The following is a 14441-nucleotide window of genomic DNA, read 5'->3' as shown; positions in this document are numbered from 1 at the left end:
TAGTTTGGTAATTTGAATGATCCTGTCATCAAAATGAGAAACTCGGTTCTTTAATACTTCGTTTATCAATTTTTACATGGTCTTTTTGTTGTTTTCGCGAGCCGGGTACATTCTCACGACTCGTTGCTGCCGCTAGAATTGCGGCGGCATGACGGGAAGCCGTTCCCGTGAGAGTGCGGGCCGCTGCGGGCTCGCAAAGAACAAGAAGACGGATAACGAATGAACATGAACGAAGTGGCTCAGGCGATTCGTGGCGGCCTGATCCAGCAGGATCGCCTGCTCAAGACAAGCATCCCGGCGTTGCCGGAAAATGCGCTGGTGCCACGACGAGCCGTGACGTATTCCGAACTTGGCCGTGACTACAGCGTCACGCTCGATATGGTATCCACGGCAGGCGACATCGAGCTGAAAACGCTGATTGCCCAGCCGATGACGCTCTGGATTCAGCAAGCGAACAAGTCCTATCGACCGCTCAACGGTTACATTCATACGGCTCGCAGACTGGGTGCCGACGGCAGCCTTTCGAGCTATCAATTGACATTCGCTTCGTGGATGCATTTCCTCAGGTTCCGCAGCGATATGCGGTACTGGCAGGACAAGAGCGTCGACACCATCATCACGGACGTATTCAATGCGCATCCGCAAGCCCAGGGGCAATTCGAATTTGCTTTATTGAAGCCGCTGCCTCCGCGTTCGTATTGCCGCCAGAGCGAGACTGACTGGAATTTTGTCCATCGGCTGCTGGAGGAGGAGGGGCTGTTCGGTTTCTGGCGGCAGGATCAAGACGGGAAGTCGCATCGACTCGTCGTGACCGACGATGTCTACTCGCTCGATGAGATGTCTCCCAATTCAGTCGGTTTCTCCCGATCGGGTACGGGTGGAGAAACGGATGCTTTTACGCAGTGGGCGGGTTCGCGGACATTGCAAAGCGCAGTGCACACGACACGCACGTTCGACTACAAGGCGCCTTCGTCCTTCGCCAATCCCAAAGGCACGACGTTGCCGACGATGTCGGGCCAGGGGAGTTTGCCGGAGCAGGCCGAAGTTTACGAATACACCGGCGCTTATACGTATCTGGATCGCAATCGCGGTGAGCATCTTTCGAAGATGCACCTGGAGGAATGGGAGTCCCGGGCGAAGCGATTTTTCGGTGTGGGCGGCGTGCGGGGGATCGATGCCGGCTGCCGTTTCGTTCTGACCGGGCATCCGGAGCATGACCGCGATTCGGCAGCTCAGCGTGAATTCGCCGCAATCAAGGTGCATCGGTATATCGAGAACAACCTGCCGCTGTCGAGTCATGAATCGAGCTTTCCGTACAGCCTGCAGGGCGAACTCGCCCAGGCCAAGCTCGCGCAGGAGGGTGCAGTCGTTGCACACGCTGACGGTTCAGTCGGCTTTTATCGGGTGGAGGTCGAGGCGCAGCGTGTGACGGTCCCGTATCGGAGCCCGTTCGAGCACAAGAAGCCGGCGATGGAACTGGAAACGGCAATCGTCGTCGGGCCGCAGGGCGAAGAGGTCTATACGGACGCGCTGAATCGAGTCAAGGTCATGTTCATCTGGGACCGGCAAAACTCGGGAGATGCGAGCGCTTCGTGCTGGGTGAGAGTCGCCCAGTCGGACACGGGGGGCGGTTACGGGAGCGTTCACGTTCCACGTGTCGGCGAGGAAGTGCTGGTCGGTTACGTCGGTGGAGACTGTGACCGGCCCATCGTACTGCATCGTGTATACAACGGGAACGTTCAGCCGCAGTGGCACAGCAACGGCATCCTTTCGGGTTACCGGTCGAAGGAGTATTCAGGGGCCGGTTATAACGAAATGGTTCTGGACGATGCGACGGGACAGAATCGCGCAAGACTGTTCAGCAGCAATGGCAACAGTTTGCTGCATTTGGGATACCTGATCGATCAGAGCGGCAACGCGCGCGGCTCGTATCTGGGCTCGGGATTCGACCTGAAAACCGATGCGTATGGTGCCGTGCGAGCCGCACGGGGGTTGTACGTCACGACCCATGCGAAAGAGGCGAACAGTCAGCAACTCGACGTGCGTGAAGCCCAGCAGCAACTCGTCGGCGCCGAAAGCACGATCGAAGCAATGTCGCGGGTCAGCCTGGCGCATCAGGCGGAAGGTCTCGCCGAAGCGCACGAATCGCTGAAGGCGTTTACCGATGCAACGCAAGGCAGCGCGCAGGGCGTGCAGTCGGGCGGCAGAACGGCGGGCGGGGGCGCCGGCAACGCCAACGTTTTCCGGACCCCCGTCATGCTGCTTGCCAGTCCGTCCGGCGTTGCGTTGTCCACGCAGCAATCGGTCCATGTCGCGAGCGATCAGCAGACCAATCTGGTCAGCGGGCAAGGCATGTTCATCGCCAGCGGAAAGTCGCTCGTCGCGAGCGTCGCGGAGAAGATCAGTCTGTTCGTGCAGAACGCAGGGATGAAATTGTTCGCGGCGAAAGGCAAGGTCGAGATTCAGGCGCAGGGCGACCAGATGGCGCTTGCCGCGTTGAAGGATCTTACGATCACCAGCACCGATGGAAAGGTGGTGATCTCGGCGGCAAAGGAAGTCTGGATCGGCGCGGGCGGATCGTACATCCAGATCAATGGCAACGGGATCGTCAATGGTTCGCCGGGAACGATTCTGGAGCGGGCCGCGAGCTGGGATGTGCCTGGACCGGATTCGGCGCGCATGCCTTTGCCACCGATGCCCATACCCCAGAGCGCGGGCCCGTACAGCTTGCGATTCGATCTGTCGGGGGCGCTCGCAGATGGAGAAATACTCGGCAATGCACCGTACATGATCAAGGTCGGCGAGGATTCTCACTATTACGGAACGCTTGATGAGGATGGCATGACCGGCAGAATCTTCACGGAGTCGGAAGAGACGGTACAGGTCAGCGTGAGGAACGGCGATTGGACTCATCATTTGGACACGGTTCACGATGACCTGTTTTCTAGCGGAGATGGAGTGCAGGAATGACGCAGGAACACACTGGAAAAGTACGATTGAAGGGACTCTTCGAAGTCCGTTCGTATCAGGCTCGATTCAGATTTCTCTGGATGGTTTTGTTTTGTTCGGCGGCATTCGGTTGCAAGGCTCAGAGCCAGGTTTCCGTGGCGGAAAATGTCACGCCGGCAAGCTCGGAATATAAAACCGAGATCTTCAATCTCGTGGATCCGGATGGAAGTCAGGCCGACACCCCGGCCGGCCGGACGCTGTCGAGCGCGTTCGACCACTTTCTGAATACGTCCGGCCTGGATGTGCAGATGCTTCGAAAACGCCTGCTGAGTGGCCCTGCGACACAAGGATCGCTCTGGCGGGTGGGCGATTCACGCGAGTGGCTCTACCATATTTGCCAGGCCAATCAGTGCAACGTTACGAACGTCGCGATGCTTTATGACGAACAGTCTCATCGCACCGCGGGACGCTTGCTGTATCGCTGCGCGCCGCAATGGCTGGGAAGTCCGAGCGCGGCTGAAAAGACGTTGATCGAGACGCAATATCCGATCAGGATCGATGCGGACGACGCTCGAATTTTTTGCAAGAAGAAGTGAACCATGAGCAAGGGCGGAATCAAGGAATTCCTGGGCGCACTCTTTCAGAGCGAGGGTGGCGGGAACTATCAGGTCATCAACAAGTACGGATACGTCGGTAAATATCAGTTTGGCGAGTCCGCGTTGAGCGACCTGGGTTATTACGTGTCGGACGGTACGTCTCCCATCATCAAGTTGCCGAACCACCATACGAAGTTCCAGTATCAATGGAAAGGAACCTGGACCGGAAAGGATGGAATCCACAGTCTGGAGGATTTCAGGAACTCTCCCGATGAACAGGACGTGGCGGCCGTATCGTGGGTGCGGTTGCTTTGTTCGAGAGCTCGTCAGCAAGGTGCGGATCAATATGAGGGCAAGGTCATTGCCGGAATAACGATCACGCACTCCGGTATTGTCGGTGCGGCTCACCTCAAGGGTTTCGGAACAGCCACGCATCCCGGCGTGATGAAATTCCTTGAATCGAATGGAGCCGACGATCCTTCGGACGCGAACGGTACTACGGTTTCAGACTATATCGACAAGTTCGGCGACTACGATCTCGGCTGCTGCTCGGGTGCACTGGGCGTTCAGTTCGTCAACAAGAAAAAACAGCCTGTTTCCGGCGTGCACTACCAGGTGAAGTCCGGAGGGAAGGTGCTGCAGGAAGGCCATAGCGACGCGTCCGGAAAAATCAGTCAGCCCGTCAAGAACATTCCGTTCACACAGACGCTGGAGGTCTGGGTGAGGGAGGTGGAGACGAATCTCGAGCGGGCATGGACGGGTTCGCTTTCCGGCTCGTTTGCCACGTTGACGCTGACGAGTCCGCACAGCAAAGTCGAGGCCCGGACAAATTCGCATCCCGGGGCGCCGGGGGATCACCGACGGAATAGCAAGCTGGGCGCGTATACGGTCAAGAGCGGCGATTCGCTATGGAAAATTGCGCACCAGCACGGGACGAGCGTTGCCGAGCTCCGGCGAGTCAATCCAGGGCTGGACGGCAATTTGATTAAGCCGGGGCAGCAAATCAAGCTGCCGTCGAATGGTGCGTCATCGGGAGCCGCGCGCGCTCCAGCGGCGGCATCTTCGACGCCGGTGTCGCCGGCGGCAGCGCCCTCTCCAACGGCGACATCGTCGGCACCCGTGCCGCCGGGGGCAACGTCCGCTCCAGCGGCGGCATCTTCAGCGCCGGCGTCGTCGGCCGAGCAGGCGGATGCGCCTTCTCCGGACACGCATCAAGCGAAAGTGACCCGCAACGACAATGGTCATCCTGTTGCCGTGGCGCACGCGTCCGACGATCCGCCGCCGGACGGCGACCCCAAGCAGAAGATGTTCGAGATTTTGCGCAGGGACGCCAAGTACGGCAAGCGAAAGGCCAATTTCAGCGGGCCTGCCGCGGTCAAGAAGGCGAAGCTGGGGCAGCCGATCTACAGTGTCGCCAAAGCGCCCGGTGTGTCGACGATGGAGTGCTGGAAGTATGTGAAAATCGCGCTCATGGCTTCCGGCATGGTCGATTCGTACCCGCCGCAGGTCGAAGCCAAGGATGCCGGAATCGATCTTGAAAAGGCTGGATTCAAAAACATTCTGTCCGATCCGTCCTATCGCATCGCCAGCCCCTATGATGCCCCCGAGGGTGCCGTGATCGTCTACGGTACGACCGATGGATCGACTCATGGTCACGCCGAGGTCGTACTGCCCGGACCGCTTTTCGCGAGTGATTACATCAGTCCGAATAGCAGGGTGATGCGCAAGGGCGAGAAGCCCACGTTGATCGGAAAGGGTAGAAAGGTAACGGGAGTCTGGATCAAATGAAATGGAATGCCTGGTTTTTGATTTCTGGCGCAGTGCTTTCTTGCTGGGGGGCGACAGTTCTGGCCGATCAAGGCAACGCCGATCCGTTCGTCGCGTTTCAGCAGCGGTTCGGCGGCAATCAGGAGTTCGTTTGCACGGTAAAGGGAGGGAAGAAACTTTCCGTCAATGTTGGCGTGCCTCAGGCGGATGCCGATCAGATGAAGGTGGTGCCCCGCCAGGAGTGGGGCAATACCCTGTCGGTCTACCTGTCCGCTGGCGAGGGGAAGCCGATTGATTCGTCATGGGGAACGCCGACATTCGATCAATCGATGAAGTTCATGTCGATACGGTTGCGGAACGGCAAGACGCTCGTTTTCGAGCGATTTCGAAATATCCCCGATCCCGATGCGGACGAAAAGCATCTCGATCGCAAACCGTACTTCAATCTGACGATCGATAGCGGAGCAAAGCTGCCTTGCAGTCAGGTCTTCAACTTGCCCTGACGCGTGAATATCTCGTTGATCCCGTTGCGGCAGTCGACAGGTTGCCGAATGAGGGAAACTCCATGATTGATCTGATTCGACTCGGCGACACCACTGACCACGGGGGCGAGGTCATTACCGCCTCGGAGACCATGCGCTACGGCGGACGGCGTGTGGCGCGCAAGGGCGACCTCGTGAAGTGCCCCCTGCATCCTGACGTGAATCCGAACGTGATTCTGGAAGGCGATGCCAAAATAACCGATCGCGGCATATGGGTCGCCCGACAGGGGCACCACGCTACGTGCGGGTGCGCGCTGATTTCGAGCATCCGGTAAGGTTGCTGTCCCTGCGGCGCAGCCAAAAGTCGCGCGCATGATCGAACGGCCAAAAACGGCTGTTTGCGCACTGAACGTCGGAGTCGTATCGACCGGCGTGGCCCGTGCCCGTGATCCGGGCGCAAGGGAATGCCGCATTGAAGTCGACCGGACCTCGGTCATTTGCTTCTCTCAGATCGCGGAGTGTGGCCGGGCCGTCAGTAAAGCGTGACGCGCAGCATTCCCGACAGTGTCCGATCGAATGGACTTCAAGCTGGAAAGGGGAGCGTGCGGTTATCGATGTGGGCCAAGCTCCGACAGGCCTTGTCGGCCGGCAATTGGCGCATGCCGCGCCAGGCGGGCAATGAGGAAGGAACCACGACGAAAACCTCGTTGCGAGGCGGCTGGATCGTCGGAGCCTCGACGCAAGGCGTGGACTGCTGAACTCGAAATGCGGTTAAACCGCATCTGGTGCCGACGGCGAGACTCGAACTCGCACAGCTTTCGCCACTACCCCCTCAAGATAGCGTGTCTACCAATTTCACCACGTCGGCACTGCATTGCACTGCAAGGGGCGCAATTGTAGCGTCACATTTCGCGTTTGTGAAGAGGGTGTGACACGATGGGCGGATGCGCGAAAGCGATCCCGGTAGAATTCCGGCGATCGACCCGATGGCCGCCGCAACCGCAACCCATTTTCTCCGCGTGACACATACCCTCGAACAACTGCAGGCCGGGCAACTGGCCGGCGCACGGCAACTCAAGCTCGCATGCGGGTTGACGGCATTCCCGCGCGAGATTTTCGATCTCGCCGACACGCTCGAAGTGCTCGACCTGACCGGCAATGCGCTCACCGCGCTGCCGGACGACCTGCCGCGCCTGCATCGCCTGCGCATCCTGTTCGCGTCCGGCAACCGCTTCACCGCGTTCCCCGGCGTGCTCGGCGCGTGCGAACGGCTCGACATGATCGGCTTCAAGGCGAACCGGATTCAAACGGTGTCGCGCGGATCGCTGCCGCGCGCATTGCGCTGGCTGATCCTCACCGACAACGCAATCGACGAGTTGCCCGCCGATATCGGCGATTGCCCGCGCTTGCAGAAGCTGATGCTCGCCGGCAACCGGCTGCGCACGCTGCCGGCCGGGCTGGCCGCCTGCCGCGCGCTCGAACTGGTGCGCCTGTCGGCGAATCGCCTGGACGAACTGCCGGACTGGCTGCTGCGGATGCCGCGGCTCGCGTGGCTTGCTGCCGCCGGCAATCCGTTCGGCGCGGCACCGGAAGCCGCGGCGTCGGCGGAGCCGGACATCGCCGACGTCGATTGGGCATCGCTCGCATGCGAGCAGAAGCTCGGTGAAGGCGCATCGGGCGTGATTTACCGCGCGCGATGGGCGGCGGAAAACCGCGCGCCGCGCGCGGTCGCCGTCAAGCTGTTCAAGGGCGCGGTGACGAGCGACGGCCTGCCCGATTGCGAAATGGCCGCGTGCCTGCATGCCGGCCGCCACCCGAACATGATCCCGGTGATCGGCAAGGTGCGCGGGCACCCGGACGGCACGCACGGCCTCGTGATGGAACTCGTCGATCCCGCGCTGACGAATCTCGCGGGGCCGCCGAGCTTCGCGACCTGCACGCGCGACGTATATGCCGACGGTACGGAATTCGAGCCTGCCGCGGCGCTGCGAATCGCACACGGCATCGCGTCGGTCGCGGGCCATCTGCACGAACGCGGCATCATGCACGGCGACCTGTATGCGCACAACATCCTGCACGACGGTGCCGGTGGCGCGTTGCTCGGCGATTTCGGCGCGGCGTCGCTCTACGACGTGAACGACCGCATGCGCGGTGCGCGGTTCGAACGCCTCGAGGTGCGTGCGTTCGGTTACCTGCTCGGCGAGTTGCTCGATCGGTGCGGGCAGCAGGTGTGGGCCGGCCGGCCCACGCTCGACGCACTGGCGGCCGCCTGTTTGAACGAGGATGTCGACGCGCGGCCGTCGTTCGTGGAGATCACCGCCGCGCTGGCTGCGCAAACACGCTGACGGGACGGCGCGGCAGGTTCGGTCTCGACAATACGGGCGCTTACGCCTGCCGCGCAGTCAGCAGCTTGATCCCGAGCCCGACGAACAGCAGCCCGCTGGCGCGCTTGAGCGCACGCACCGCGCGGCTCATGCCGAAGCCGCGATGGAACCGGCGCACGCCGGCCGAATAGACGCTGTGAACGACCACGACGGTGCACGCGATCGTCGCGTACATCACGACGAACTGCAGCGCGAGCGGGCGGTCGTGCACGATGAACTGCGGCATGAACGCCGACAGGAAGATCATCGTCTTCGGGTTGCTGCCCGACACGAACAGCGCTTCGCGGAACAGCTTCCCGCGGTCGGGCGCTTCGACCTCCGCCGCGCCGGTCGACGCGCCGGCCTTGCGCTCGCCGCGCAGTTGCCTGACACCCAGGACCATCAGGTACGCGGCGCCGGCCACCTTCATCGCGACGAACAGCGGCGGCATCGCGGCGAGCACCGCGCCGACGCCGAGTGCGACGAGCACCACGACCACGCCCTGCGCGACGAGATTGCCCGCGATCGTCGCGGCCGTGCCGTGCGTGCCGTAGCGCACCGTGTTGCGGATGACGAGCAGCACGTTGGGCCCCGGCGACAGCGTCGTGGCGAGATAGGCTGCGGCAAACAGCATCCAGGTCTGAAGGGGCATGCGGCGCTCCGAGAGGCGGTTCCGGCGGGCGGGATGACGCGATGATGCCACGCCAATATATGGCCCGGCCTTGCCCGGAACCGTGCCGTCGCGGCGCGTCAGCGTGCGTCGCGCATGCAGTAGGCGGGGATCGACGGCGGCGTATCGATCGCGGCGGGCCGCGTCATCCACGCGATCCATCCGGCCCATATCCCGCAGACGATCAGCACGGCGACATTCAGCGGCGTCCGGTAGCGGACGATCAGGTCGGCCAGCGGCAGGCGGTGTTTCATGTGCGTCTCCTTCGATCGGGGGCGGGCGGCGTTACTGGCCGGCGTAGGTCGGCGCCTTGGCGTCGCAGGTCACGGATACCGTCGAGCCGTCCGCGAAACGCAGCCGGAACGGCACCTTCGCGCCGGGCGCGACGGCTTGGCGCGGCTGCTCAAGCATCACGTGATAGCTCTTCGGCTTGAAGGTCACCGTGCCGTGCGCGGGCACTTCGACGGCGTCGACGTGAACCATCTTCGCGGTGCTGCCGTTCGTTTGCGTTTCATGCAGCATCGCCATTCCGTATGCGGGCGTGTCGAGGCCCGTCAGCGTGACGGGCGCGTCGCCGTCGTTCTTCAGCGTGAAGTAGCCGGACGACGGCACGGTCGCCGGCATCGCACGGATCCAGCAGTTTTCTGCCTGTACGGCCGGCGCGGCGAACGTGGCGGGAGCCTGCAGCGCGAGCAGTGCGAACAGCAGGCCGGTCGGAATCGGGTGTTTCATGGTTGGTTCTCCTGATGGGTGGATGCGGCGGGTATCGGCGGCGACGCGATCGGCACGAAACGCCGATGCGCATCGCGAACGTCATTTCAGCGTGAACGCGTAGTGGCCTTGCGTGCGATGACCATCGCTGGCCACCGCGATCCACGTGACCGTGTACGTGCCGGCGGTCAGGCTGGCCAGCGCGACGTGCATGCGTTTCCGGTTGCCGGAGTCGACGGACGATTTCCCGTCGGCGACCGACTGCCCGTGGCCGTCGGTCACGGCGATCGAGCTGAAAGCGGGCTCGAGCGCCTCGCTGAAACCGATCGAGACCGCATGCGGCGCGGTTGAGAGCGTGGCGCCGGCGGCCGGTTCCTGCGTCTTCGGGAGTGCGTGCGCGTGGGCGGCCTGGATGGCGACGAAGCCGAGTGCGGCGAGCGTGCCGCGAATGAAAGTGGCGGTTTTCATGGTTGAGTGTGCGAGTGGCGAATCGAATGAAGCAACACGGATTCGACGGACGGATGCACGCGCACCATCGCAGCAGCACCGATGGCGGCCGACGCCGGCGCGAACGTGCGCGGCCGGGCGTTTGCCCGCATGCGAATGCCGGCGCGACGGTACGCATCGGCAGCAAGCGGCCGCACGCACGGAACGACGCCGAGCGCAACACGGTGAGACATGATCGTCCTTCGAAACGTGACACGTCGCGCATGCCGGCGGCATGCGCGAGCCGCGCGATGCGCTACGGCATCACGGGCGTTGACGACGAATCAGGACGTGAACGGAGGGGCGCGCGGTTGCGCGGCCGTGAGCGGCAGCGCGCGGCGCAGGCTTTCGAAGCGGGTCGCTTCGCGATGCTGAATGATGTGCACGTTGGCCGCGAACGTCAGTTCGGGCGCGGGCAGTGCGGGCGTATGGGCGAGCAGGCTGCAGTAGCCGCATGCCTGGAGGTGGGCCTGCAGGCTCTTCCGCGACGCATCGGCGGCGCGCTCGCCGGTGGCCGGCGCGGCCGTGCAGTAGCCGGCCAGCAGCGTATCGACGCGCTGCTGCGTCGTCAGGGCCTGCGAGATCGTCGGCGCGAGCGCCGTCATCAGGATGGCGAGCATCCCGATCAGACTGCCGATCTTCCGGAGACGACGACTCAGCATGCGATGCGCGGCGGCGTAGGGGCGACGATGGAGCGGATTATGCCACGCACGTCGAGTCGCATGTCGACACGGCGGTGCGGCGTTGCGGCGCGCTACGCGTGCCTGGCCAGGTATTTCGCGATCAGCGTCATCTGCGCGGCCCAGCCCTGATCGTTCATCTCGCGTGCCTTCGCGCGGCGCGTTTCGATCAACTGATCGAAGCCCGTTTCGGTGACCGTGAGCAGCGTGCCGCCGGCCTGCGCCGCGAGCGCGAACGTGACGAGCGTCATCGGCTCGGAGGTGTAATCGACATTCGGGTCGATCGCGAACGGATGCCAGCGAAAGGAGAACAGTTGCTTCGGCTCGACGCGATCGACGACGATTTCGAACACAGTGCCCGCATAGGGTTCTTGCGCCTTGGCGACGTCGTCGTCGACGCGGGTCGGCGTGATGCGGCCGAACAGCGGCTGGCCGGCGGCGAACGGCCCGTCGAACGAGACGCCGAACCACTGGCCGAATTCGCCGGAATTGCTGACGGCTTCCCACACGCGGTCGGGCGATGCGTCGAGCTGGGCCTGTTTTTCGATGCGATCGGTTTGCTGGGTCATGACGTTCTCCACACAGGATCAACCTTTGCCGGACGGCACGCGACCGCGGGCCGCGTCTAGTCGAGCATGACCGCGTCGGGCACGTCGAGCACGAGGTCCGACGTCGCGACGGCCACGCACGGCAGCGTATAGCCGTCGGCTTTTTCCTCGCGGCTCAGCCCTGGCCATTCGATCGTGTAGCGTACGCTGCCGCTGACGATCCGGCAAAGGCAGCTTCGGCATGTGCCGTTGCGGCACGAACGCGGCAGCGACACGCGCGCGAACGCGGCGGCTTCGAGCAGCGTGAGCGAATCGGGTGCATCGAAGGTCGCGCCGAGCGGCTCGATGCGCACGAGGGGAGGGTGTTCCGGATGGGTCATGGCGAAGGCGGGCGGCGATTCGGCGGCAACGCGCCAAGCATACCCGAACGGGCTGGCGGCCGGCGTCGGCCGGCCGCCAGCGTCAATGCCGGCGCAGGTGCCGGTACACGGTATTGCGGGCGAGGCCGAGCTCGCGCGCGGCCGCCGACACGTTGCCGCCATGCCGTGCCAGCACGGCATCGATCACCGCGGCCTGATGGTGTTGCAGCGTCGTGCCTTCGTGCGAGCCGGCCGATGCGGCCGATGCGGTCGGTGCCGCGGATGACGGCGCCGCCGGTGCGTCGTCGCAATCGAGCCAGAAATCGTCGGGCAAATGGGTGAGCGTGATCTCGTCTTCGTCCTCGGCCAGCATGCCGGCCGTGCGCAGCACGTTGGTCATCTGGCGCAGGTTGCCGGGCCAGCGGTGGCGCATGAACGCGTCGAGCACGTCGGCCGCGATGCGGCGCGGCATCGGTTCGCTGCGCGCGAGCCGCGCGAGAATCCGCTCGACGAGCGCGGGCAGGTCGGTGCGTGCGGCGAGCGCCGGCAGCGTGACCGCGAGCCCGTTGATCCGGTAGAACAGGTCTTCGCGGAACGTGCCTTCCGCGATCATCGCGCGCAGGTCGCGATGGGTCGCGCAGACCACGCGCACGTCGACCGGCACCGCGCGCGCGCCGCCGAGCGGCATCACCGCGCGTTCCTGCAGCACGCGCATCAGCCGGACCTGCTGCGCGAGCGGCATGTCGCCGATTTCGTCGAGAAACAGCGTGCCGCCATCGGCCTGCACGATCTTGCCGGGGCTGCCGCGCTTGCGCGCGCCGGTGAACGCGCCGTCTTCGTAGCCGAACAGCTCGGCCTCGATCAGCGAATCGGGCAGCGCCGCGCAGTTGACCGCGACGAACGGGCCGTCCGCGCGAGGCGATGCCTGGTGCAGTGCGCGGGCGAGCCATTCCTTGCCGGTGCCGGTCTGGCCGAGGATCAACAGCGGCAGGTCGCGCCCGCGGATTTTCGCGACGCGTTCGAGCACGGCGGCCATGCGTGCGTCGCCCGTGTCGAGCGTCGCGAACGTGATCGCATCGGGGTCCGGTATGCGCACGCGTGCGGCGGGCGCGGGCGGCGTGACGGCGACGGCGGTCTTGTGCGCTTCCGCGAATTCGCAGCGCGCCAGCACGCGTACCCCGGTCGACAGCGTGAGGCGGAACATTGCGCCGGGTGCGCGTGCCGCCTGCTGCGCGAGCTGGCTGAAGCGCATGCCGAACAGCGCGTCGCTGGCCTGATGTTGCAGTGCGTCGAACGACGCGCCGAGCTGGAATTGTGCGCTGCGGTTCGCGGCGATCAGGCCCCCGTCGGGGCCGAAGGCGACGAGCCCGGCGAACAGTGAATCGACGCATTCCTCGTGCGCATGAAAGCGCAGCCGCAGGGCTTCCGCGCACTGGTTCGCGAACAGGTGGTTCTCGATCAGTTGCGCGGACATCCGCACGAGCGCGAGCGTGTGCGGGCTCGAGCCGCGCGGATCGCCGCTGACGTCGAGCGTGCCGAGCGTGCGGCCGAACGGGTCGAAGATCGGCGCGCATGAGCAGGTGAGGATGTGGTTGGCGCGCAGGAAGTGTTCGTCGCCGTGCACGGCGACGGCCTGGCCCGATGCGAGCGCGGTGCCGATCGCGTTGGTGCCGCGTGCGCCTTCCGCCCACGAAACGCCCGTGCACAGCGCGACGCGGTTGGCTTTTTCGATGAAGTCCGCGTCGCCGATGCTGTGCAGGATGACGCCGTCCGCGTCGGTCAGCAGCACGAGGCTTTGCGTGTCGGCGATTTGCGCGTGGAGGTTCTCCATTACCGGGCGGGCGTGCGAGAACAGCGCGTGATTCGTGTCGAGCAGTTCGCGCAGCGCGAGGCGCGACAGCGGCGAGAAATCGGGGCGTTCGTGCGCGCGCAGGCCGACCGCGGTCGAACGCGCATGCGCCTGCGCGAGCAGGTCGGTGCGACCCGCGGTGGCGGGCAGCACGAAAGGTTGCGGCATGACTTGTCTCCTGTCGACCAGAGTTAGCGCTTTAGCGCTTACTCTGGTCCCATGCTTCGCGGTCGACCAGAGTTGGCGCTTTAGCGCTTGCTCGGGTCCTATGCTTCGCGGTCGACCAGAGTTAGCGCTTTAGCGCTTGCTCGGGTCCCATGCTTCGCGGTCGACCCGAGTTCGCGTTTTAGCGCCACCCAAGCCCCACGCTCCTCGAATCCGGCCTATCCGGCACACACGTGCTCGCCGGATTTCTCTACCGGTTCCCGCCTGCGCGTGCGGCGCACCATCGACGCGCGAACGCCGGCCATCCGGGCACACAACATCATACAAGCGCCGCGTGCGATGTGCGACCGCGTACAAAATCCACTTGCTTTTAAATACCCGCCTGCAATGATGGAAACGGAGCACGCACGCGCCGTGTTCCGCATTGCAACATGCATGCGACGCGACATGCATCCGTTCGGGAGACGCATCATGGTTCGGACGGAACTGAGAGTCGTGCTGGCGGCCATCGCCACATTCATCATGCTGGGCGGCATTGCCGTGGCGATCCACGGGCTGCTGTTCGATCTGACCGATGCGGTGCGATACGGGGCGGCCGCGATTGCGGTCGGCGCCACGACGGCCGCAATCGCGCTCAACGTCTGGCCCAACGATCCTCACTGACGCCGGTCTCCGAAACGGTGCCGGATGCCGCGCTGATCAGATGAAATGCGCGTCGGAACGACGCACGCCGTAAATTTTGTCTCCCGCGCGAAACCGTCTAAAGTGGAAAGCAACCGGCATGCATTACCCGCGCCATTACCCGCGGGCCGTGCC

Annotated in this window: 15 protein-coding genes and 1 tRNA gene; 7 read left to right on the top strand and 9 right to left on the bottom strand. The window is 63.8% G+C overall.

Going from position 1 to position 14441, the window contains the following annotated elements; all coding sequences use genetic code 11:
* Positions 1–219 precede the first annotated feature (219 nt).
* The 5 genes from FOZ70_RS11705 to FOZ70_RS11685 all read left to right on the top strand — a co-directional run bounded on the left by FOZ70_RS11705 (position 220) and on the right by FOZ70_RS11685 (position 6129).
* Complete coding sequence (locus tag FOZ70_RS11705) at positions 220–2970, top strand: type VI secretion system Vgr family protein (RefSeq protein WP_219705921.1); 2751 nt, start codon at positions 220–222, stop codon at positions 2968–2970.
* Positions 2967–3545, top strand: coding sequence for a hypothetical protein (locus FOZ70_RS11700; protein ID WP_219705920.1), 579 nt, complete (start codon positions 2967–2969; stop codon positions 3543–3545). The genes FOZ70_RS11705 and FOZ70_RS11700 overlap by 4 nt, the downstream gene beginning before the upstream one ends.
* A gap of 3 nt (positions 3546–3548) precedes the next feature.
* Positions 3549–5333 (top strand): LysM domain-containing protein, encoded by a 1785-nt coding sequence (locus FOZ70_RS11695; RefSeq protein ID WP_059619403.1) that lies wholly within the window; start codon positions 3549–3551, stop codon positions 5331–5333.
* A complete protein-coding gene (locus FOZ70_RS11690; protein ID WP_059485189.1) occupies positions 5330–5815 on the top strand; it encodes a hypothetical protein in 486 nt (161 codons plus the stop codon). Before FOZ70_RS11695 ends, FOZ70_RS11690 begins: the two co-directional genes overlap by 4 nt.
* A gap of 62 nt (positions 5816–5877) precedes the next feature.
* Complete coding sequence (locus tag FOZ70_RS11685; protein WP_042977768.1) at positions 5878–6129, top strand: PAAR domain-containing protein; 252 nt, start codon at positions 5878–5880, stop codon at positions 6127–6129.
* Positions 6130–6577: 448 nt separating this feature from the next.
* Here FOZ70_RS11685 and FOZ70_RS11680 read toward each other — a convergent pair.
* Positions 6578–6662: transfer RNA gene (locus FOZ70_RS11680), tRNA-Leu, on the bottom strand.
* Between the two features lie 151 nt (positions 6663–6813).
* Here FOZ70_RS11680 and FOZ70_RS11675 point away from each other — a divergent pair.
* Positions 6814–8139, top strand: a complete 1326-nt coding sequence (locus FOZ70_RS11675) for a leucine-rich repeat-containing protein kinase family protein (protein WP_219705919.1) — start codon at positions 6814–6816, stop codon at positions 8137–8139.
* Between the two features lie 40 nt (positions 8140–8179).
* On the opposite strand, the gene FOZ70_RS11670 is transcribed toward FOZ70_RS11675, so the two are convergent.
* From FOZ70_RS11670 to FOZ70_RS11635, 8 genes are all read right to left on the bottom strand, one after another.
* Complete coding sequence (locus FOZ70_RS11670) at positions 8180–8809, bottom strand: LysE family translocator (protein WP_059588736.1); 630 nt, start codon at positions 8807–8809, stop codon at positions 8180–8182.
* A gap of 98 nt (positions 8810–8907) precedes the next feature.
* On the bottom strand, positions 8908–9081 hold the full coding sequence (locus FOZ70_RS11665) for a hypothetical protein (RefSeq protein ID WP_021163271.1): 174 nt from the start codon (positions 9079–9081) through the stop codon (positions 8908–8910).
* A gap of 31 nt (positions 9082–9112) precedes the next feature.
* A complete protein-coding gene (locus FOZ70_RS11660) occupies positions 9113–9559 on the bottom strand; it encodes a copper chaperone PCu(A)C (RefSeq protein ID WP_021163272.1) in 447 nt (148 codons plus the stop codon).
* Between the two features lie 81 nt (positions 9560–9640).
* The gene (locus tag FOZ70_RS11655; protein ID WP_219705918.1) at positions 9641–10006 is read right to left on the bottom strand and encodes a copper resistance protein CopC; all 366 of its coding nucleotides are present in this window, start codon (positions 10004–10006) and stop codon (positions 9641–9643) included.
* A 302-nt stretch (positions 10007–10308) separates the two neighbouring features.
* Complete coding sequence (locus FOZ70_RS11650; RefSeq protein WP_048024760.1) at positions 10309–10686, bottom strand: DUF2946 domain-containing protein; 378 nt, start codon at positions 10684–10686, stop codon at positions 10309–10311.
* A 92-nt stretch (positions 10687–10778) separates the two neighbouring features.
* On the bottom strand, positions 10779–11273 hold the full coding sequence (locus FOZ70_RS11645) for an SRPBCC family protein (protein ID WP_059588741.1): 495 nt from the start codon (positions 11271–11273) through the stop codon (positions 10779–10781).
* 56 nt (positions 11274–11329) lie between these two features.
* On the bottom strand, positions 11330–11632 hold the full coding sequence (locus FOZ70_RS11640; protein WP_027789629.1) for a 2Fe-2S iron-sulfur cluster-binding protein: 303 nt from the start codon (positions 11630–11632) through the stop codon (positions 11330–11332).
* Between the two features lie 82 nt (positions 11633–11714).
* A complete protein-coding gene (locus FOZ70_RS11635) occupies positions 11715–13628 on the bottom strand; it encodes a sigma-54-dependent Fis family transcriptional regulator (RefSeq protein ID WP_219705917.1) in 1914 nt (637 codons plus the stop codon).
* A 384-nt stretch (positions 13629–14012) separates the two neighbouring features.
* Between FOZ70_RS11635 and FOZ70_RS11630 the strand changes: the two genes are divergently transcribed.
* Complete coding sequence (locus FOZ70_RS11630) at positions 14013–14288, top strand: DUF2964 family protein (protein WP_021163278.1); 276 nt, start codon at positions 14013–14015, stop codon at positions 14286–14288.
* The last annotated feature ends 153 nt before the right edge of the window (positions 14289–14441 follow it).

Origin of the sequence: Burkholderia sp. COPS (assembly GCF_019425585.1) — a bacterium.
In the GTDB taxonomy this organism is placed as follows: Bacteria; Pseudomonadota; Gammaproteobacteria; order Burkholderiales; family Burkholderiaceae; genus Burkholderia; species Burkholderia cepacia.
Note: the sequence above shows the minus strand (reverse complement) of the source record. Positions and strands in the feature narration are given on the sequence as shown.